This window comes from Phenylobacterium sp. (assembly GCF_041691455.1).
Lineage (GTDB): Bacteria > Pseudomonadota > Alphaproteobacteria > Caulobacterales > Caulobacteraceae > Phenylobacterium.
Map to the genome: position 1 here is coordinate 64,641 of NZ_JBEPUO010000003.1, position 19,047 is coordinate 83,687.

Genomic DNA, 19,047 nt, shown 5'->3' on the forward strand with positions numbered 1-19,047 from the left:
TGAGCGCCATGGAAGCGCGCGACCTGGTGGACGTGGCGATCGACGAGGATCCAAGGGCGCCTTGCCTATGGGTGCCCTCGGAGCTGTGGCCGGAGTTCCTGGCCGCGATCGACCGGCAGCCGAACCGCATCGGAGCCGTCATCTACCGCAACAAGACCATCCGCGAAGGCGGCCCGCTCACCGACATCACCACCCGCAGGCCCTGAGGGGTGCGCAGCGCCGCCACCTTGATCGCGGCCCGCGGGGTCCGGGGCCTGGGCGACGGGTTCACCGCCCTGCTGCTGCCGGTCTATCTGACGAGCCTCGGGTTCAGCGCCTTCCAGGTCGGCGTGCTGACCACCGCGACGCTCCTGGGCTCGGCGGGCCTGACGTTGGCGGTGGGCCTGGCGGGGCACCGGTTTCCGGCGAAGCGCCTGCTGTTCGCCGCCTGCGGATTGACGGTCGCCACCGGCCTCGCCTTCTCCCAGGCCCACGCCTTCTGGCCGCTGGTGGCGATCGGCTTCGTCGGCACGCTCAATCCCTCGGGCGGCGATGTCAGCCCCTTCCTGCCGCTGGAGCAGTCGCTGCTCGCCCACGCGGGGCCCCCCTCGCAGCGGACCCACCTCTTCGCGCGCTACAGCCTGACCGGCACGCTGACGACCGCGCTCGGCGCGCTCAGCGTCGGCCTGCTCGGACCGCTGCGCTCGGCGACCGGCCTGACGCAACTGACGCTGATCGAGGCCGCGTTCGGGGTCTACGCCCTCCTGGGCCTGGTCTCCGCCGCGCTTTACCGGGGCCTGCCCGATCAGCCGCCAGAGGCCGACGCGCCGCGCACGCCGCTCGGCCCGTCGCGGCGCAACGTCTTCGGGCTCGCGGCGCTGTTCAGCCTCGATTCCTTCGGCAGCGGCTTCATGGTGCAGTCGCTGTTCGCGCTGTGGCTGTTCCACCGGTTCGGCCTGTCGCTGGGCGTGGCCGGCGCCTTCTTCTTCTGGACCGGGGCGCTCTCGGCCGTGTCGCAGCTCGCCGCGCCGGCGCTGGCCAAGCGGATCGGCCTGATCAACACCATGGTCTTCACCCACATCCCGGCCAGCCTGTGCGTGATCGCCGTGGCCTTCGTCCCCAATGTGCAGATGGCCTTCGTCCTGCTGTTCGTCCGCGCCCTGCTCTCCAACATGGATGTGCCGGCGCGCACCTCCTACGTCATGGCGATCGTGACCCCGGCCGAACGGGCGGCGGCGGCGGGGGTGACCAACGTGCCGCGCAGCCTCGCCTCGGCCTTCAGCCCGGCCCTGTCGGGGCTGCTGTTCAGCCTTTCGCCCTTCGCCTGGCCGCTGGTGATCGGCGGGTCGCTGAAGGTGACCTATGACCTGCTGCTGCTCTGGCGATTCCAGAAGGTCCGGCCGCCGGAGGAGCTGGATCCCTAACGCCGCGCAGCCGCCATGGCCGCGGTCCTCACCTGCGCAGGCAGGGTGGTGAACCAGGCGGGCGGCGAGAGCTGTCGGGCCACCCGCTCGCGCCCGGCCTTGGTCAGCCGGCGGCGCAGGGCCGGGTCGCCGCGCAGGCGGGCCAGCGCCGCAGCGGCCGCCCCGACATCCGGATCGGCCCAGGTCTGGCCGCGATAGATGTCCTGCGGATCGGCGACCGGGGTCGGCCGATAGGGGACCAGCAGCGCGCAGTCCTGGTCCATGAAGTCGAGGACCCCGGAATAGGCGGTCGCCAGGACGGGTACGCCCAGGGCCATGGCTTCGGCGGGCGTCAGGCCGAAGCCTTCGGCGCGGTGCAGCGAGACCAGCACGTCCGCGCTGGCGATGAGAGTGAGGACGTCCGCATAGGCCCAGACCTCGTCGACGATGCGCACATTGGCTGGGGCCGAGGCGCGCAGGCCCGCCAGGACCTCGGGAAAGGCCTCTCCGTTCTGGGTCTTCAAGGTGAGTTCGCAGTCCGGATCTTCGCCGAAGGCCTGGCGCCAGGCGGCGATGGCGCCCTGCGGGTTCTTGCGGGCCGCCGAGGACCTGAAGTCGAACACCGCCACACCCTGGAAGGCCGCCCGCCGCGGGGCGGGGGCGATGGCCGCATAGTCCTCGGGGAACAGCGGATGCGGCACCACCCGCACCGGTGCGGCGGCGCCGGCCAGGGCGTCTGCGGTGTAGCGGCTGGGCGCCCAGACCTCGTCCACCATGGCGGCGTCCTTCAACCAGCGGCGCGGGGCCTGCGGCAGCTCCCAGGCCCAGTAGCCGAAGCGCGGCCCGACGAGCTGCCGGGGCCCCAGGCAGGCCAGGGCGGCGAGCAGCTCCGGCGGATTGAGATGGAAGATCCAGGCGCCGGCGGCGACCGGCCCGGTCAGCCGGCCGTTCCAGCCCAGCTTGGCGTCGGTGACGTCGACCCGCTCGACCGGGACACCCAGCGCCTCGAAGGCGCGGGCGGCGAGACGGGCGGAGGCGGCGATGCCGTGGGAGCCGGCGAAATAGCCCACGACCTTGATCGGGCCCTGGGCGGCGTCCGCGCCGTGCGGCTTGCGCGCGGCGGAGCGGACATAGCTCTCCAGCGCGACGTTGAGCGCCGGCGCCGCGAGCGTCCGCAACGGTTCCGGCAGGACCGATCGCCAGAGCCGGCGGGCGGCGCCCAGGACGCTCATAGGCGCGCACTCATGCCGCGACCGGGGCCTGGGTCTTGACCGGCCGGAAGAGATCGCCGCCGGCCGAGGGCGCCCAGACCTCGTCGACGAAGCCCAGGCCCACCGAGGCGTCGGTAAGACCGCCCGCGGTGGCGGCGTCCCAGACGCCCACGGCGCGGCTCCAGCGGACGCCACGGCTGTGCAGGGCTATGGCGTCGGCAGGGACGAGGTCGGGGTGGGTCAGGAACCGCACCAGGTCCGCCTGGGCGGGCGCCGCGGCCGGGCCGGAAGGTCCGAGGAAGCGGCCGGCGGCGGCTTCGTAGACCAGGCGGTCGGCGGCGGCTTCGGCGGCAAGCTCGGGGCCTTCCACCACCCAGAGCTCCGGCACGCGGCGCTCGGCGGCGCTTCTCGCCGCCGGCTGGCGCTGGCGGACGGTCAGGCGGGCGAGCTGGGTCTGAGGGTGCAGGCGGACGGCGGGCGGCAGGGCGTCGAACTCGACCCCGTATTCGGCCAGACCCCCGCCCACCAGCCAGCGCAGAAACTTGAAGCGCTCAGGCCCGGTGCGCAGCGGGAACATTCGCTGCAGATCGACGCGGCTTTCCCAGATGTCCGCGAAGAGCTGGATGAACGGTGCGGGCTGGGCGCGGGCCGGTTCCAGGAACGGCGCGCGCAGGGCCTCGGTCAGGGCCGGCGGCCATCCGGCGCGGGCGGCGACGCCGAAGCCGGCGGAGAGGCGGCGCTTGAGGTCGCTCGCGCCGGGCTCAGCGAGGCGGGCGGCCGAGAGCAGGGGGGTGGGGTCGCGGGCCAGGTCGTCGATCACCGCCTGGGGCAGGAGGTCGGGCGCGAACCGGCCGGCGGCGGCCTCGGCGCCCAGGCACCAGGCGATCAGGCCGCCGGCGTCACCGGCGAACCTGGCGCGCAGGTCGGCCCGGGCGGCCAGCAGGGCCTTGGCGGCGCGCGGCGTTCCGCCCGCGGCGGGCTCGCGCAGCCAGTCGAGCGCGCCGGACGCCGGCCCCCGCCAGGGCGGCTCGCCCCAGACCGTGGGATCGGCCTCGCGCGCGCCGCTGCGCCAGGCGGTCAGCAGGCCTTCCGCCGCTGAGCCTGACAGGACGTCGGCGCCCAGGGTCGTGGCGTGTTCGGCGAAGAACCGGTGGAAGCCCAGGCGGCCGGCCTCGTGGTCGAGCTGGAAGCCCGAGGGCGTGTCGCGCCAGACCTGGTCCATGGTCCGGGTGATGTCCGGCAGGCCGGCCAGCGCCGCCTCCGGATCGGGGGCGTCCATCCAGGCTTCGACCGCTGCGGTGAGGCCGGCCGAGAAGTCCTTGCCGTCGCGGGCGGCGCGAAGCGCGCGGCGGCGCATGGGGCCGGTGACCAGCCGCCCGGAGGGGAATCGCAGGTGGGCGTAGGGAACGGCCCGGCTGGTCTCATGGCCGTTGCGCAGCATGGCGGCGGCATAGTCGGCCAGGAGCTCGGCGAGCGGCGAGCCGGGGACGACCTTCACCCGGTCCTGGTGCTTCGACAGGACGTCGGGCCGAGAGGGATCGAAGCCGGAATAGTGGAAGAAGCCCAGGGGCTCGCCGTCGACCGCCCAGCCCGCCTTGCCCTTGGCCAGAGTGCGGCCTTCCAGGTTCCAGTAGGCGAGGTTGAGGGTCGGGGTCCTGAGGATCGCCAGGCTGTCGACGAAGCCGGGGGCAAGGTCCATCCAGCGCTGGTCGGTGAAGAGGCCGTTCTTCAGGTCCACGCGGCAGTCGAACTCGCAGCGGTCGGCCCACCAGCTCATCAGGTCGAGGACCTTGGGCTCGGCGCGGGCCGCGCAGAAGCCCAGGTTGAATGAGCCGGAGCGCAGGATCGCGTGGTCGTTAGGCATGGCCGAGCCCAACAACGGCCTCGTGAGGTGCGGGGTCAGCGCCAGCTGCGCCTCGGCCAAGCCCAGGCGCACCGCGTCCAGCGGCCGGAAGACGTAGATGTCGGGGTCGAGGTAGGTGGCCGAGGTCACGCCCGGCTCGCTCAGCAGTCGCCGGAAAACGTAGGGCTTCACCGCCGTGTTGAACTCCAGTGCGTCATAGTAGACGCTCATCGCGGCGTAGGGCGCATCGAGCGAGGCGGCGTCGATCACCTCGGCCAGCCGTTCCAGCTGGGGGATCGGGCCGTCGGTCGCCACCACCACCCGGCGCGCCTTGGGCTCGGCGGCGGCCAGGCTCTCCATCAGCGTGGCGGCCTGGGCCGCGTAGTTGCGGGAGACGATGGTGAAGATGACGTCCAAGGCGATACCTGCCGGCCCCCGCTAGGTTATGGCTCGGTCTATCAGGGGTTGGCTTTGAGCCGCAATGTGGCCGCTCAGGCGGCCATCAGCTCGTCGAGCTTCTTGATGTCGGTGACCGGCGAGGCGACGCCGCCCTCCAGCCGCATGACCTTGTTGCAGTAGAGGCGCAGGAGATCGGTGTCATGGGAGGCCAGGACCAGGATGCCGGCCCGCTCGACGAGTTTCAGCAGCCGCTTGTGGGCCAGTTTCTGGAAGTCGGCGTCGCCCACGGCGATCCATTCGTCCATCAGCAGCACGTCGGCCTCGACGGCGGTGGCCGCGGCGAAGGCGAGGCGCGCCTGCATGCCGGCCGAATAGGTCTTCACTGGCATGGCCAGGAAAGCGCCCAGGCCGGTGAACTCGGCGATCTCCGGCAGCTTGGCGTCGATCTCCTTGGACGAGAGGCCCGCGATCCGGCCGCGCAGGCGGATGTTGTCCATGCCGGTGGCGGAGGGGTCGATGCCGAGGTTGAGATCCAGCAGGGCCGCGATATGGCCCTGCACCTCGATGGTCCCCTCGTCGGGCTCGTAGGCCCCGGAGAGCGCGCGTAGCAGGGTGGTCTTGCCCGACCCATTGTGGCCGACGAGGCCCAGCCGGTCGCCGGCCTTGAGCTCAAGGTTCAGGTTGGAGAGCGCGGTGACCTCGGTCGTGCCGTGGCTGCGGCCGAGGCTGCCGCCGACGGTGATCTTGGCCAGGTGCTTCTTCAGCGACTTGGCGTCCACGCCATAGACCGGGAAGCGCAGGGTGAGGCCCTGGCAGGAGATGGAGACCGGGGGGGCCTTCATAGGTAGTGCACGATCCGTCGGCGGGTGTAGGCGAAGATCGAGAAGGTCAGGACCCAGCCCGCCGCCGCCATGCCGGCCAGGAAGAGGTAGGTGTGCGGCGCGACGCCGACGCCCATCAGCGGCGCCCGGACCGCCTGCAGCAGGTGGTAGAAGGGGTTGAAATCGAGGATCCCGCGATGCTCCGGGCTGATCCGGTCCGGCAGCCAGAAGACCGGCGTCATCAGCGCCGCGGCCTGGGTGATGGAGGCCACGATCTGCGGGATGTCGCGGAACCGCGCCGAGACGATCCCCACCAGCATCGACAGCCACGCGACATTGATCACCATCAGCAGGAGGCCGAGCGCCGCCACCGGATAGTTCGCCGTCCGCCAGAAGCCGAAATAGACCAGCACCGCGAGCACGATCACCAGGTGATGGCCAAGGTTGATCAGGTTCCGGAGCACGGTGCGCCAGACGAAGGTGAACATCGGCAGGCTGGTCTGCGACAGCATGCCGGCCGCCTGGACGAAGGTGTCGCAGCCCTCGTTGATGGTGCCGGTCACGGTCCCGAAGAACACGATGCCGAGCGCCACGAAGGGGATGAAGTCGTGGATCGAGACGCGGAACAGCTCGCCCCAGAGCAGGCCGATGCCCAGCACCATCAGACCCATCGACAGCGTGATCCAGAACGGACCCAGGATCGAGCCGCGGTAGCGCGAGATCACGTCGTGCGAGGCCAGCGACCAGGCGAGGTCCAGCCGTTCGCCCGATGCGCGCAGGTCCCGAAGCGCCATCTGGAGCTCGAACAGCGGGCCGCGCCGTCCGGTCCGCAGCATGTGGGTGGCGGTGTCCATAGTTTCCCGGTGAGGGGGTTCTCCGACGAAGGGCGCTGGTAACAGGCGTGCCGGAGGGGCGCAAGAACGGCCCCTTGCCACGCTTTGCCACCGTCACGCCCCCGTGTTAGCCCGAGTCGCGGGAGCAGCCGGAAGACGCATGACCTCCATCGACAAGATCAGGCGGGGCGCGTCCAGGCCCACCGAGGAGCGGCGCCAGATGCTGCGCGCCTTCGATCCCAGCCTGGAGGGCGCCGGGGTCTGGCTGGTGATCCCCTGCTACCGGGTGACGGCCCACATCCTCGACGTGATCGCCAAGACCCCGGCCTGGGTGGACGGCATGGTCTGCGTCGACGACGCCTGTCCCGATCATTCGGGCGATTTCATCGAGGCGAACAACACCGATCCGCGGGTCGCCGTCGTCCGGCTGAAACAGAACCAGGGGGTCGGCGGGGCGACCATGGCCGGCTACCGCGAGGCGATCGCGCGCGGCGGCCAGGTGATGGTCAAGGTCGACGGCGACGACCAGATGGACCTGGGCTACATCGCCCACTTGGTGGCGCCGATCCTCCTGGGGGAGGCCGACTACGCCAAGGGCAACCGCTTCACCTCGATCAGCCACCTGCAGACCATGCCGCCGGTCCGGGTGTTCGGCAACGCTGCGCTGAGCTTTGCGGCCAAGATGTCGACCGGCTACTGGAACATCTTCGATCCGACCAACGGCTACACGGCCATCGAGGCCCAGGTCGCCGGGATGGTGATCGAAAAACGCGTCTCGCGGCGGTTCTTCTTCGAGACCGACCTGCTCTACCATCTGGGCACCCTGCGCGCGGTGGTGCGCGACGTGCCGATGCCCGCCCGCTACGCCAACGAGGTCTCGAACCTGCGGATTGGAGCCATCGTCGGGCCCTTCGCGCTGAAGCACGTGAAGAACTTCTTCCAGCGGCTGCTCGGCCAGTACTTCGTGCGCGACTTCAGCGCCGCCAGCCTGGAGCTGGTGTTCGGCCTCTTCTTCGTGCTGTTCGGGGTGGGCTACGCCGCCCACTACCTGGTCACGCCACACCACGGCCAGGCGGCCTCGGCCGGCGTGGTCATGGCCGCCGCCCTGCCGGTGATCCTCGGCGCGCAGCTCCTGATGCAGGCGCTGAACTTCGACGTGCTCAACGTGCCGAGCCGCCCGATCCACCCCTATCTGCGCACCATCGCGCGGATGGAAGCCGAGGAGCACGGCAAGTGACCTCTAAGGACATGCTGCTCTGCGCGGGCTTCTCGCTGGCCCTGCCGGTCGGCCAGACCCTGTTCAAGTTCGCCGCGGTGAACAACGCCCGGCTGTCGGGCCCGCTGATCGTCAAGCTGGTGACCAACGTCCCGTTGATCGGGGCCTTCGCCTGGTACGGCCTGACCGCGCTCTTCTGGTTCTACATCCTGACGCGGGTGCCGCTGTCGACCGCCTACGCCTTCTCGATCGTGGGCTCGGGCCTGGTGCCGCTGGTCGCCTGGCTGGTGTTCAAGGAGCCGCTCGATTGGCGGTTCGCGCTCGGTTACCTGCTGATGCTGGGCGGCTTCGCGGTGATCCTGCAGGGCCAGCGCGGCTAGCCCCGCGCCGCTAAAACGCGTCGAAGTCCAGGAAGCTGAACAGGATCCGCTCCGGATCGAGCCGCCCGCCCGGCGTCCGGTGATCGAGCCAGATCATCCGCAAGGGCGACGGCCTAAGCCGCTCCGGCACGATCATCGCCAGCCGCCGCCGCGCCGTCCCCTTGGGCGTCAGGCCCAGCACCACGGCCGGGCCGAACGCCCCGCCATGTCCGCCGAGGCTTAGGCCGGCGCGGGGGATCGCACCCCGGGCGCGGACCAGGGGCAGGGTGGAGGCGCCCTCGACGATCAGGCTGTCGGCGGTTTCGGCGGCTATCTTCAGGGGGTTGGCCGGGTTCTTCAGCCGCCAGGCGAGCGTCGCGTCCTCCCAGCGGTGCGCGAACTCCGCGGCGGCCAGCGCCTTGGCCATGTCGATCCTCTGCGGCGCCAGCTCGACGTGGGCGTGGAGGCCGGCGACGTTCTGGAAGCCGAGCCTGGTCTCGTAGGCGCGGATGGTCTGCTGGTTGGCGACGCCGACGACGCCCGCGTGACCCCGCCCCGCCGACATGGCCGCCACGCGCCGGACAAGCTCCAGGAAGAGACCACGGCCGCGATAGTCCGGATGGGTGGAGACATTCATGATCAGGGTCACGACCGCGGCCTCGCCGCGCAGGGCGACCTTCAGCGGGATGCCCATCAGGTGACCGATCAGGCGTTCGCCATCGTCGATGTTGCAGCCGAGCGGCTCACCGGCCGGGTTGTCGTAGTACTGCCACTGCAGGAAGGCCTGCGAGAACTTGTGCGCGCCCGGGAAGCCCAGTCCCATCAGCTCCACGGTGCGGCCGAGGTCGTCGGGAGCCGCCGGGCGGAAGACCGGATCGCTCATGGGCTCGCCGCAGGCGTCGTCCAGGGCGCCTTGCCGTCTGCCGCCAGGCCGTCGACGGCGGCGCGGACCACCGGATAGGGGGTCCTGAACATCCGCTCGTAGAGCAGGCCGCCGCGGTGCGGGCGTTCCCCGATGCGTTTCGGGTCGAGCGCCTGGTAGCGGAAGGCGCCCTGCCGGGCAAAGGTCATGGCCATGGCCGGCAGGAGCCCGGACCAGGCCTTGAGCTGCGAGGGAAAGGCGCCGACTGCCGCCAGCCACGCCGCCCATTCGCCCAGGCTGAGACGCAGATCCCGCGCCGGCCCGTTCTCGGCGAGCGGCCAGGAGGCCCGGTAGAGGATCCAGGGCAAGCCCTTGCCCTGATAGAGGCAGACCTGGTCGACCGGCGCGCCGCCCCGCTCGGCCGCCAGCTTCACGCCGAGCGCCGCGCAGATGTCGTGGTCGGGGTGGCCGCCCTCCCAGGCCGGGACCACGACCCGCTCGACGGGCCCGGGGACCGCGCGCTTCAGAGCCTCGTAGGCGGGACCCGCGTGGCGGTGCAGCTCGCCGTCGAACCAGCCGGTCCCGCCGCCCAGGTGGATCTGCTGCCCAGGGCTGATTCCGAGGCGCGCCAGGAAGACCTCGGTCTCGCGCCGGCGGCGCTCGGCCATGCGCGGATTGCGGTAGTCGACCACATGGATGAACAGCGGCTCGCGGCCCTCCGCCAGGTCGCGGCGGATCAGCGGCAGGGCGCAATATTCGTCGTCGAAGTGGGCCAGGACATAGACGACGGTCATGCCCGGCGCCGCCTTCGTCCGCGCAACGATCGAGGAAGGTGGCCGTGCCCCATGGCGGGGCAACTCACCACGATTGCCCGGCCCCGCCAAGCCGCCGTGCTTTTGCGCTTCTCATCGGCGCCCACGCACCGTACCAAACGCGTGGAGCCGGGGGTTACGGCGGGCGGATGACAGGCCTTTCGATGCAGATCAGCGCGCGGTCGGCGTTTCGCGCGGTGCTCGCAGCGGGCCTCCTGGTCATGCTCGGCGCGAACCTGCCGGGGCACCTGTCCTACGACTCTGTCGCCCAGCTCTACGAGGGCCATTTCCATCTGCGCGAGACCTGGGGCCCGGCGCTCTATGCCTGGATCCTCGGGGTGTTCGACGGGATCATTCCGGGGACCGCGCTCTATGTCACGGCGAGCGCCGCCCTGTTCTACGCGAGCCTCGCCTCGCTGTCGGACCTGAGGCCCCGGACCCACTGGTTGGCCGCCCTGGTCACGGCGCCGATCATGCTGATCCCGCAGGTGCTGATCTACCAGGCGATCGTCTGGAAGGACGTGGCCTTCGCCAACACCGCCGTGGCCGGCCTCGTCTGCCTGGCGCACGCCGCCAAGGTTTGGCCGCAGACGCGCCGCCGCTGGCTGTTCCTCGCCGCCGCGGTCGCCCTGCTGGCGGTGGCGAGCCAGGTCCGCCAGAACGGAATCATCGCGGCCATCGTCGCGGCCGTCGCCCTCGGTTGGATCGCCAGCCGCGGCCGGTGGCTCCGCGGCGCGGTCTGGGCCGTGGGTGGGCTGCTGGCGGTCTTCCTCACCGGCCTCGTCTTTACGCAAGCGTCGATCCCGTCCGGCTCGCCGCCGGAGCCCAGCGTCAAGAGCGGCCTGCGCATCGTCCAGAACTTCGACCTGGTGGGGGCGGTGGCGCTCGATCCCAGCTACCGGCTGGACGCCATGGCCGCGGTGGCTCCGGCCGACACCGCGCTGGTCAGCCGCCGGGCGAAGGCTGACTGGTCGGGGCGGCGGGTGGACTTCATGGACCGCGACCGTCCGATGAACGACGCGATCTGGCGGATCCCGGACGATGCGGCCAATGTGCAGTGGCGGGACCTGATCCTGAAGCATCCCGGGCTTTACCTGCGGGTCCGCTGGGAGGATTTCCGCTGGGTGTTCGCCACCCCGGTGATCGATTTCTGCCTGCCGGTCTACATCGGGGTCGATGCGCCGGTCGAGAAGATGGCGCCGCTGCGGATCGACCATCGCTTCGTGGAATCCGACGCCCAGCTCAACAACTATTCGACCTGGTTCTTCGACACTCCGGTGTTCCGGCACTGGTTCTACGCCGGGATATCGCTGGTCCTGACGGGCCTGTTCCTCTGGCGCCGGCAGCCTGCCGACATCGCCATGGCCGGGCTGCAGCTCGCCGGGGTCGGTTTCGCGGCGAGCTTCTTCATCATCTCGATCGCCTGCGACTATCGCTATCTCTACTTCACCGACCTGGCCGCCCTGGCCGGCCTGATCTACGCGGCGATTGATCCGCCGACGCCGTGGCGCAAGGCCACTGCCTAGCCGAAGCGCTGTTCCCAGGCGGCGGCGACGTCCAGCCGGGGCCGCCGTCCCGCGAGGAAGCGGTAGAGCGAGAGCTGGCGGCCGATCCCGAAGCTCCTGACCTCGACGTCCTCGAAGAGGGCGCGGACCAGGGTCTCGATCTCGCGGGCGTCGTTGACATGCTCGTGGGCCATCATCAGCCCGTAGTCGAGGCCGTGGCGCAGGCGGAATTCCAGCCCGGTGGTGCACATCCAGCCGAGCTTCCAGAGGAAGCCGCCTTCGCTGGGAATGGCGGCGCGGAGCGATCCCCCTGGGGCCAGCAGGCGCGCGGCCCGGGCTAGCACCAGCGGCAGGTCGCAGATGTGCTCCAGCGACGCGACGCTGGTGATCCGGTCGTAGGTGCGCCCCGCCGGCACGTCGGAGGCGTCGGCGTAGATCGCCCGCAAACGGCCCCTGAGCGGCGAGTCGCGATAGAGTTCCTCGAAGGGCTCGATGATGTCGTAGGCCTCGCTCGACGGCTCGTAGGCCAGCTGGTTGAGGGTGCCGGCCCCGATCTCCAGGGTGGCGGCCGATCCCGCGCCGCCCTTCACGTCGGCGGCCACCTGATGGTGCAGCCAGCGCTCGAGCCGCTGCGACAGCGAGGCGGCCGGCGTCTCGCCGCCGCGGTTCTCGATATATTGCCGGGTGTAGATCGCCTGCATCTTCGGCAGCAGCGGCGGCCGGGTCTTGGGAAACCGCGCGAGCAAGGTTGCCAGGTCGCGCGCTCCGCTCATCCAAGTCTCCTCCCGCCGTCGGCCGCGCCGGACGCGACGCACACTTAGCAAGGGCCGCTGCGCCGCCACAAAGGCTTTTGCCGCTTCCCAACGCAGAGACGGCCTCTTACCAACAAGGACAGGCGGCGAACGGGGCGGGCGTTGGGCGAAGCGGGGCAAGAGCGGCGGCGGGGCGACGCGGGGCCGGCCTTCCGAATCGCCATGGCCGTGGGGCTGTTGCTGACCCTTGCGGCCAACGTGCCGGGCCAGATGTCGCTGGATTCCGTCGTCGCCCTGACCGAGGCGCGGACCGGCGTCCGCCAGACCTGGGCGCCGGCGGTCTCGTCCTGGATCCTCAAACCCTTCGACCACATGCTCGGGGGAACCGGGCTCTATGTGACCGCGTCGGCGGCCCTGCTGTTTTTCAGCCTGATGTCGCTGCCGCGCCTGCGGCCGCGGTCGAGCTGGCTGGCGGTGGGCCTGGGCGTGCTGGTGATCCTCACCCCGCAGATCGTGCTCTACCAGGGGATCGTCTGGCGCGACGTCCTGTTCGCCAACCTGACCATCGCGGGCTTCGTCATGCTGGCCCACGCCGCGAAGGCCTGGGACGCGCGGCCGCCGGCCCTGCCGTTGGCCGGGGCGCTCGCCTGCCTGGCCCTGGCGGCCCTGGCGCGGCAGAACGGGGTGATCCTGGTGGTCGCCGCGGCCGGCGTGCTGGCCTGGACCGCGCGCAAGGACGGCTGGCGGCCGGCGCTGACCTGGGGCCTTGGGGCCCTGATCGCCGCCGGCGTCCTGGCCTTGGGCGTCAACCGCCTCGCCCAGCCGGCCCACACCCCGCCCAAGCTCCGGCTGAACGCCGCCTCACTGATCCTTGAGCACTACGACGTGGTCGGCGCCAAGGCCCATCATCCCAGCCTGAAGCTGAAGGAGATCGGCAAGGTCGATCCGGCCGCCCAGGCGCTGATCGAGGCGAAGGCGTCGCAGATCTACACCCCGACCCGCGTCGATACGCTCGACGTCGACGACGCCTTTCGCAAGACGCTGTGGCACGTGCCCGACGCGGCCATGCACGCCCAGTGGCGGCGGATCATCGTCCACTATCCCGCAGCCTATCTGCTCCACCGGGCCGACGTCTTCCGCTGGACATTCCTGACGCCGAAGCTGGAGCTCTGCCTGCCGGCCCACGTCGGCGTCACCGGGCCGGACGGCATGCTGAAGGACATCGGCGTCGGGATCGGGGTCGATATCCAGGACCAGGGTCTCGCGGACTACGCGCGCAGGTTCTACGGCACGCCGGTCTATTCCCACCTGACCTGGGCGATCGTGGCGGTGGCCGTGATCGTGCTGCTGCTTCGCCGGCGCGATCCCGCGGACTGGGTGTTCGTGGCGATGCTGGGCGGCGCACTGGCCTTCACCGCGAGCTTCGCCGTGGTCTCGGTCGCCTGCGACTACCGCTACCTCTACCTTCTCGATCTCGCGGCCATGGCCGGCGTACTCTACACGGCGCTCGACCCGCCGCGCTGGCGCAAGACCTAGCCGTCGCCGAGGCTCGTCGCGTCCACCGCCTGCAGCATGTCGCCGATCAGCTCGCGCTCGACCGCGTTGAGCTCCGGCCGCCAGATGTCGAAGATCATCACCACCCGCAGCTTGTCGGGGTTCCGGTTCCAGGCCTCGTGCTCGATGCTGTCGTCGAAGACGCAGGCCTGGCCCTCCGTCCACGCCCGGGTCTCGGAGCCCACCCGCATCGCGCAACCGTCCGGCACGATGAGCGGCAGATGGCAGATGAAGCGGGTGTTGGCGAAGCCGTGATGCGGCGCGATGTGCGCGCCCGGACGTAGCAGGGAGAACAGGATCGACGGCGTGCGCCCGGGGATCCGGCAGAGCGGCGCGTCTTCCAGGGCGGCCATGGCGGCCGGACAACGCGCCGCGTTCTCCGGAACCGGGGAGCCGGACTTCCACAGATAAAAGGCGCCCCAGCTCGGGTTGCCCAGCATGCCGTGGTCGTCGAAGAACGGCCGGTTCGGCTCGGCCTCGACGTAGGGCGAGAAGGCGGAGTCCTCCTCCAGCACCTGGATCAGCTCGGCCCGGATGTCGCCGGTGGCCGCCTCGACCTTGTCCAGCCAGGGGAAGGCCGCGCGGTCGGCGTATTCGATGTTGGGCAGTTCTGGGAAATAGAAGTTCCGCGGCTGTTGGAGGTAGAGCTGGGACTTGCCGACCAGCAGGTCCAGCGCGCGGCGGACGCGGCGCGCCTCCGGCCGGCCCAGGGGCTCTCCCAACTGGCTGCGCAGCTGAGCCTCGTAGGTCTCGGCGTATCGCTCCCGCATCTCCTGGGCGCGGAGGATCTCGGGCTCGAGCATGGGCTCTACCACGCCCGCGGCGGCGGCCACCTTCACGACCGTGTCGTAAAAGGACGAGGCGGCGCGGGCGTCCCCGATATCGGCGAAGTGGTCGGCGGTCGCCAGCAGCGCGCGGAGATCCCGCGGATCGAGCTTGAGCGCCTCGTCCAGGGCCGCGCGCTCCGCCGGCCGATCGCCGAGCGTCTTGTGCGCCATGGCCGCCGCGACCCAGACGACCGAGGTTGCCGCGCCGGCCTCGGTGATCCGGCTGAGCGCCGCCAGGGCGTCGGCTGGTCGGCCGTCGCGCAAGGCCCGTGCGCCGTCGCGCCAGGCGGCCTGCAAATCCAGGGCTGGATCAGTCATGGCGCCACGATGCCGAACGGGTCTTGGCGGTCAAGCTCACGGGGTCCGTCCGATGGCGTCTAGGCGTTCGAGATAGCGGCGGCCGACCGCGCGCGTGGCGTAGTGCTCGGCGATATGCGCCCGGGCGCGGCGTCCCATGGCGCGCGCCTCGGCCGGGTCGTCGAGCAGGGTCTCGATCAGCCGCGAGGCGTGTTCGGGCGAGGCCTCCGCCCAGACCTGGCCCTCGCCGTGCGGATAGGCGCCGGGCGCCACGGGGACGAGCTCGTAGTCGACCAGCAGGCCGGTCCCCGGCGCCATGAAGTCGAGATTGCCGGAATAGCCGGTGGCCACGGCCGGCCGGCCGAGCGCCATGGCTTCGGCCATGCCGCGCCCGAAGCCTTCCGAGCGGTGCAGCGAGACGAAGACGTCGCAGACCCGGATCAGGTTCTTGATCTCGTTGTCGTTCAGGTCGCCGTAGATCGCCTGGGCGCGCGGGCCCAGCGCCGCCAGCCGCGCCTCTAGCTCGGCCTGGGCGGCGTCGGCTTCGTGGCCGCCGCGGGACTTGATCACGCAGTGCAGAGCCGCCGCCGGACGCCGGGCGGCGAGCCGCTCGAAGGCCTCTAGCACCGCGCCGGGGTTCTTGCGGTCGGCGAAGGAGGCGAAGTCGAAGAAGAACAGCACCACGAAGGCCTCTTCGGGGATGCCGAAATGGCGTCGGCCGAGGAAGCTCGAAAGCTTCAGGTCGACCGGCAGCGGCATGCGGTGGACCGGCCGCGAGACCGCGCCCTCCAGCGCCTGCTGCACGAAGGCCGAGGGCGCCCAGATCTCGTCGAAGCGATCCAGCACCCTGGCCCAGGCCTTCGGATAGCGGGCCAACTCCCAGGCGGGATAGGCGATGTTGTAGGCGCCTTCGAAGGCGGCCTCGCCGACCTTGTCGATCACACGCGCGGCCTCGTCGCCATTGACGCCGAAGAGGTTCACGCCGGTCCCGAGCGTGGTCACCAGGTGGGGTCCGAAGTCGCGCTCCAGGTCGGGGTCGAAGCCGCGGTTGGCGTCGGCGACGTCCAGCAGGCGTGGGGTCACGCCGGCGGCCTGGAAGGCGCGGAAGGTCGAGCGCGCATGCTCGGCCATTCCGGTGGGCTGGAACGGGTAGCCGACGATGGTGACGTCGGCATTCACGCCAGCAGGTCCGCATCGGCGGCGTTGGCGACGGCCTCCAGCCAGCCGTGGCCGAAGCGCAGGTCCGGGGCGAGCGCGGCGCCGGTCTCCCAGTCGTTCCAGGCGTGGACGAACACCAGCCGGCGGTCGGGCGCACGGTCGCGGACGCCGTCGCCGGCAGCCTCCAGCCAGGCCTGCAGGGCGCCGGGGCTCGCGCCCTGCCAGACGACCGGCGCGTCCTGCGAGCGCGGGGTGGTGTCGTGCGCCGCGACGACCAGCGGGATCGTATCGGGGCCCGCCGCCTCGGCCAACCGTTCGCGGATCAGCGCCTGGCCGTCGTGCACCAGGCCGCGGAAGTCGGGATTGACCACGGGGCCCGGCGGACCCTCCGGCGCGCGGGGCGGCAAGGCGTCGGCCAGGCAGGCGTCGAAGCCGGCGGCCGGGGTCCCACCGCGCTGGATGAGGAAGAGTTCGGCCCCCTTGCGCCAGGCGTCGGGATCGGCCCCGGGCTGCAGCAACAGCACCGGCCGGCCGTCGACCCGGATGGCGTGGGCGGACGCCAGCGCCGGCGCGAGCGCGGCGAGGGCTTTGGCCGCGGTCGTCGGGCCGGTCCAGGACAGGCAGAAGGGGAAGGCCGATGCGGCGATGGCGGCGACCTGCTTGGCGTTGGCGACCTCGTGGCAGAAGCCGCCGAGCCCGTAGCGCTGGGCCAGCGCCACGTCGCGCGCCAGGGTCGCCGGGCCGGCCGGATCGGTGAAGCCGTCGGCGGGCAGGCGCGGCTGCAGGTGGCCGCGGAAATTGGGCAGGGCTCGGGCCACCGCGACCCAGTCGGGCGCGGCGGCGCGGCGGATGGCGATCACCCGCACCGGCTCCCGCGGCCCGGCGTCCGGGCGCGGCCGGCGAAGGGCGGCGTAGGCCGCGTTGTCATAGGCTTCGGGGTCGGGCTCCGAGGCGCGGCGGAGGTCCTGGAACAGCGCCTCGGCGGAGACCGCGCGGCCCGCGGGCGCTCCGGCGAGCGGCCGTTCGGTCCCCTGCAGCGTCCAGTGCTCCAAGCCGCTGAGCGGCGAGGCCGCGGCGTCCGGGTGGGCGGCGAAATAGCCGCCTTCGTCGAAGTCCGGCGCCGGCCACAGGCCCTCGTGCGCCCCCACCGTCAGGTAGTGCAGCAGCGGGTTGGCCCGTGCCTCGGGACGGTCGCCGGCCTGTTCCAGGTAATAGGCGGGCCGGAAGTGCGGCGTGGGGCTCTTGAGCGCGCGTCCGCCGCTGGCCAGGAAATCGCTGAGGGCGTCACCGCGCAGTCCGGCCGCGCGCTGCTTGCGGTAGGCGGGGACGTCGAACAGCGGGTGCGGGTCGAGCCCCTCGGCCGCGCCGGTGGCCACATAGTCGAGAAGCGGCGCGATCCCCGCGGCCCGGGCGGCCGGGTTCTGCTCCAGGTACCAGGCGCCGGCGAACAGCGGGTGCGGGTTCAGGCCTTCGCGCCAACCGGCGCGCAGGTAGTGGATCAGCGGGTTCTCGCCGGAGGCTGCGACCTCCTCGGACTGGCCGACGTAGAACTTCACATCGAACAGCGGATGCGGATTGGCCCCTTCCGCCGCGCCCTCGAACAGGAAGTGCTCAAGGGCGGTGAGCTTCGATGCGCTCATCTTCGCGCCGTGCCGGGCGCGGTAGGCCGGGGCGTCGAGCAGGGGATGCGGACTGAGGTTATGGCTGTCGCCGACCACCAGATAGTGCGCGAGTGGCGGCCAGCGGCTGCCGGGCAGGGCGGGCGCGCGCTCCAGGTACCAGCTCTGGTCGAAGAGCGCGGCGGGCTGCGCCGCGGCGTCCGGGCCGGCGCGAACATAGTCGGCGAGCCGGATGGCGGGGCCGGGCACGCTGCCGAGGCTGAGGCTGAGGTCCGGCTCCCACAGGCCCGAGAGCCGCAATAGCTGGATGCGTCCCGGTGTCTTGGCCCGGGCCAGCAGGCGGGCCATGCCTGGCGAGAGCTTGCCCGCGGCGCGGGCCGCGTAGCGCTTGCGGTTGGCCGCCTGGAAGCTCAGCCAACGCTCCTGCGCCAGCCGCACCCGTTCGGCCTGGGCGGCGCGCCGGCGCTCGATCAGGGCCGCGGGATCGGTGGAACTGGACACGCCGGCCGCGCTCAGCCGTCGGCCAGGATGGAATCGAGGCTCACGGAGGCCCGGGCGCACTCGCGACGCAGGGCCTCGACCTCGACCTGCAGGAAGTCCAGACGCTGGCGCAGGTCGAGCACCTCGGCGCGCGCGGCGTCGAGGTCGCGGGTCACCGGCGAGACCAGCACGCCGACGTCGCGGGCCCGGCGATCCAGCTCGGCGGCCGCCTTGTCGAGGGTTCTGGCGCTGGGCGCGGGGCCGGTCGCGGCCGCCTCGAACCAGTCCAGAACCTGGCCCGCCAGCGCGCCGGCCCAGCCCAGGTCCTTAAGTCCCGCGTCGCCGGCGTTGTGGCGCAGCTCGGGGCTCAGGAAGCGATCGATGGCCTTGGCCGCCGCGTCGGTCATCTTCGGCAGGGGCGCGCCATGGGCGGCCTCGATTCGCGCGACCTCGCCCCGCCAGTCGCCCAGCAGGCCGTCGTAGCTGACGAAGGCGCGGGGCAGGTCGCGGGTATAGGCCTCGGCGGCCAGCATGTAGGCGCTCCAGAGCAGCACCGACTTCTCCGGCGCGAAGCCGTTGCGCCGGGCGAGCGATCCGGCGACCGCCAGCGGATGGCGCACCGGAATCACGCAGCGCGCGCCGATCTCAAGGTCGGCCAGCACCGTGCGCCAGAAAGGCATCAGCACCGTGACGCGGGGATCCTTCAGGAGGGGGTATCGCGCCTCGCCATATTCCTCCTCGAACAGCGTCTCGGCGCGGTTCAGCCACTCGCGCTCGGGCTTGGCCGCCAGCGGCCGATGGGGGAAGGCGAAAATGTCGTCCCAGGCCGCGCCGCCGGCGCGCAGGCGCCCATCGTTGAGGATGGCGATCTTCCAGGGCTCGAAGTAGCCCTTGGCGTTGTGCTCGTCGCCGCTCATCACGTTCTCGGGCAGCGAGGCGCCGGCCAGGGCAAGCACCTGGGTGACCGCCGAGGTGCCCGAGCGGTGCATGCCCAGCACCAGATAGGCGGTGCGTTCCGGGGTTCCCGCAGCGGGCCTGGCGCCCTTCGGGGCGGCCTTGGTTGTGGTCATCTAAGGGGCTCTACGCCGGTTGATCGCTCAGGCCTTCTGTTGCACAC

At 71.5% G+C, this 19,047-nt stretch carries 17 protein-coding genes; 6 read left to right on the forward strand and 11 right to left on the reverse strand.

All coding sequences use genetic code 11. The features are described from left to right. Nucleotides 1-8 precede the first annotated feature (8 nt). Both ACESMY_RS06785 and ACESMY_RS06790 read left to right on the forward strand, forming a co-directional pair. The gene (locus tag ACESMY_RS06785; protein WP_372783530.1) at nt 9-206 is read left to right on the forward strand and encodes a hypothetical protein; all 198 of its coding nucleotides are present in this window, start codon (nt 9-11) and stop codon (nt 204-206) included. Between the two features lie 3 nt (nt 207-209). Further along, the gene (locus ACESMY_RS06790; RefSeq protein ID WP_372783532.1) at nt 210-1,403 is read left to right on the forward strand and encodes an MFS transporter; all 1,194 of its coding nucleotides are present in this window, start codon (nt 210-212) and stop codon (nt 1,401-1,403) included. On the opposite strand, the gene ACESMY_RS06795 is transcribed toward ACESMY_RS06790, so the two are convergent. From ACESMY_RS06795 to ACESMY_RS06810, 4 genes are all read right to left on the reverse strand, one after another. Further along, on the reverse strand, nt 1,400-2,614 hold the full coding sequence (locus tag ACESMY_RS06795; RefSeq protein WP_372783534.1) for a glycosyltransferase family 4 protein: 1,215 nt from the start codon (nt 2,612-2,614) through the stop codon (nt 1,400-1,402). The genes ACESMY_RS06790 and ACESMY_RS06795 overlap by 4 nt on opposite strands. A gap of 10 nt (nt 2,615-2,624) precedes the next feature. Further along, the gene (locus ACESMY_RS06800; RefSeq protein ID WP_372783536.1) at nt 2,625-4,853 is read right to left on the reverse strand and encodes a hypothetical protein; all 2,229 of its coding nucleotides are present in this window, start codon (nt 4,851-4,853) and stop codon (nt 2,625-2,627) included. A 74-nt stretch (nt 4,854-4,927) separates the two neighbouring features. Then, entirely contained in the window at nt 4,928-5,677 is a 750-nt protein-coding gene (locus ACESMY_RS06805; protein ID WP_372783538.1) for an ABC transporter ATP-binding protein, read from the reverse strand. Next, the gene (locus ACESMY_RS06810) at nt 5,674-6,510 is read right to left on the reverse strand and encodes an ABC transporter permease (protein WP_372783540.1); all 837 of its coding nucleotides are present in this window, start codon (nt 6,508-6,510) and stop codon (nt 5,674-5,676) included. The genes ACESMY_RS06805 and ACESMY_RS06810 overlap by 4 nt, the downstream gene beginning before the upstream one ends. Nucleotides 6,511-6,649: 139 nt before the next feature. On the opposite strand from ACESMY_RS06810, the gene ACESMY_RS06815 reads away from it, so the two are divergent. Together ACESMY_RS06815 and ACESMY_RS06820 are read left to right on the forward strand one after the other, a co-directional pair. Continuing rightward, nucleotides 6,650-7,726 carry a glycosyltransferase family 2 protein gene (locus tag ACESMY_RS06815; RefSeq protein WP_372783542.1) on the forward strand — a complete coding sequence of 359 codons (1,077 nt, stop codon included), beginning with the start codon at nt 6,650-6,652 and terminating at the stop codon, nt 7,724-7,726. Further along, nucleotides 7,723-8,085, forward strand: a complete 363-nt coding sequence (locus ACESMY_RS06820) for a hypothetical protein (RefSeq protein ID WP_372783544.1) — start codon at nt 7,723-7,725, stop codon at nt 8,083-8,085. Before ACESMY_RS06815 ends, ACESMY_RS06820 begins: the two co-directional genes overlap by 4 nt. 10 nt (nt 8,086-8,095) lie before the next feature. On the opposite strand, the gene ACESMY_RS06825 is transcribed toward ACESMY_RS06820, so the two are convergent. Both ACESMY_RS06825 and ACESMY_RS06830 read right to left on the reverse strand, forming a co-directional pair. Continuing rightward, a complete protein-coding gene (locus ACESMY_RS06825) occupies nt 8,096-8,947 on the reverse strand; it encodes a GNAT family N-acetyltransferase (RefSeq protein ID WP_372783546.1) in 852 nt (283 codons plus the stop codon). Then, nucleotides 8,944-9,720 carry a PIG-L deacetylase family protein gene (locus tag ACESMY_RS06830; RefSeq protein ID WP_372783548.1) on the reverse strand — a complete coding sequence of 259 codons (777 nt, stop codon included), beginning with the start codon at nt 9,718-9,720 and terminating at the stop codon, nt 8,944-8,946. Before ACESMY_RS06830 ends, ACESMY_RS06825 begins: the two co-directional genes overlap by 4 nt. Before the next feature lie 167 nt (nt 9,721-9,887). Between ACESMY_RS06830 and ACESMY_RS06835 the strand changes: the two genes are divergently transcribed. Further along, nucleotides 9,888-11,264, forward strand: a complete 1,377-nt coding sequence (locus tag ACESMY_RS06835; protein ID WP_372783550.1) for a hypothetical protein — start codon at nt 9,888-9,890, stop codon at nt 11,262-11,264. Here ACESMY_RS06835 and ACESMY_RS06840 read toward each other — a convergent pair. Then, entirely contained in the window at nt 11,261-12,016 is a 756-nt protein-coding gene (locus ACESMY_RS06840) for a class I SAM-dependent methyltransferase (RefSeq protein WP_372783552.1), read from the reverse strand. The two genes, ACESMY_RS06835 and ACESMY_RS06840, sit on opposite strands and share 4 nt — an antisense overlap. A 201-nt stretch (nt 12,017-12,217) precedes the next feature. Between ACESMY_RS06840 and ACESMY_RS06845 the strand changes: the two genes are divergently transcribed. Then, nucleotides 12,218-13,531 (forward strand): hypothetical protein, encoded by a 1,314-nt coding sequence (locus tag ACESMY_RS06845; protein ID WP_372783554.1) that lies wholly within the window; start codon nt 12,218-12,220, stop codon nt 13,529-13,531. Here ACESMY_RS06845 and ACESMY_RS06850 read toward each other — a convergent pair. The 4 genes from ACESMY_RS06850 to ACESMY_RS06865 are packed head-to-tail and all read right to left on the reverse strand — an operon-like array spanning nt 13,528 to nt 19,000. Then, nucleotides 13,528-14,694 carry an aspartyl/asparaginyl beta-hydroxylase domain-containing protein gene (locus tag ACESMY_RS06850; protein ID WP_372783556.1) on the reverse strand — a complete coding sequence of 389 codons (1,167 nt, stop codon included), beginning with the start codon at nt 14,692-14,694 and terminating at the stop codon, nt 13,528-13,530. The genes ACESMY_RS06845 and ACESMY_RS06850 overlap by 4 nt on opposite strands. A gap of 36 nt (nt 14,695-14,730) precedes the next feature. Next, a complete protein-coding gene (locus ACESMY_RS06855) occupies nt 14,731-15,852 on the reverse strand; it encodes a glycosyltransferase family 4 protein (RefSeq protein ID WP_372783558.1) in 1,122 nt (373 codons plus the stop codon). Further along, nucleotides 15,849-17,951, reverse strand: coding sequence for a glycoside hydrolase family 99-like domain-containing protein (locus ACESMY_RS06860; protein WP_372783560.1), 2,103 nt, complete (start codon nt 17,949-17,951; stop codon nt 15,849-15,851). The genes ACESMY_RS06855 and ACESMY_RS06860 overlap by 4 nt, the downstream gene beginning before the upstream one ends. Nucleotides 17,952-17,962: 11 nt before the next feature. Beyond that, nucleotides 17,963-19,000: a hypothetical protein gene (locus tag ACESMY_RS06865; protein WP_372783562.1), complete on the reverse strand. Its 1,038-nt coding sequence runs from the start codon at nt 18,998-19,000 to the stop codon at nt 17,963-17,965. Nucleotides 19,001-19,047 lie beyond the last annotated feature (47 nt).

Excerpts from the sequence above, each read along its gene's own strand:
- ACESMY_RS06785 (WP_372783530.1), top strand. The coding sequence starts at position 9 with ATGGAAGCGCGCGACCTGGTGGACGTGGCGATCGACGAGGATCCAAGG.
- ACESMY_RS06795 (WP_372783534.1), bottom strand. The coding sequence starts at position 2,614 with ATGAGCGTCCTGGGCGCCGCCCGCCGGCTCTGGCGATCGGTCCTGCCG.
- ACESMY_RS06805 (WP_372783538.1), bottom strand. The coding sequence starts at position 5,677 with ATGAAGGCCCCCCCGGTCTCCATCTCCTGCCAGGGCCTCACCCTGCGC.
- ACESMY_RS06810 (WP_372783540.1), bottom strand. The coding sequence starts at position 6,510 with ATGGACACCGCCACCCACATGCTGCGGACCGGACGGCGCGGCCCGCTG.
- ACESMY_RS06815 (WP_372783542.1), top strand. The coding sequence starts at position 6,650 with ATGACCTCCATCGACAAGATCAGGCGGGGCGCGTCCAGGCCCACCGAG.
- ACESMY_RS06825 (WP_372783546.1), bottom strand. The coding sequence starts at position 8,947 with ATGAGCGATCCGGTCTTCCGCCCGGCGGCTCCCGACGACCTCGGCCGC.
- ACESMY_RS06830 (WP_372783548.1), bottom strand. The coding sequence starts at position 9,720 with ATGACCGTCGTCTATGTCCTGGCCCACTTCGACGACGAATATTGCGCC.
- ACESMY_RS06835 (WP_372783550.1), top strand. The coding sequence starts at position 9,888 with ATGACAGGCCTTTCGATGCAGATCAGCGCGCGGTCGGCGTTTCGCGCG.
- ACESMY_RS06840 (WP_372783552.1), bottom strand. The coding sequence starts at position 12,016 with ATGAGCGGAGCGCGCGACCTGGCAACCTTGCTCGCGCGGTTTCCCAAG.
- ACESMY_RS06845 (WP_372783554.1), top strand. The coding sequence starts at position 12,218 with ATGGCCGTGGGGCTGTTGCTGACCCTTGCGGCCAACGTGCCGGGCCAG.
- ACESMY_RS06850 (WP_372783556.1), bottom strand. The coding sequence starts at position 14,694 with ATGACTGATCCAGCCCTGGATTTGCAGGCCGCCTGGCGCGACGGCGCA.
- ACESMY_RS06865 (WP_372783562.1), bottom strand. The coding sequence starts at position 19,000 with ATGACCACAACCAAGGCCGCCCCGAAGGGCGCCAGGCCCGCTGCGGGA.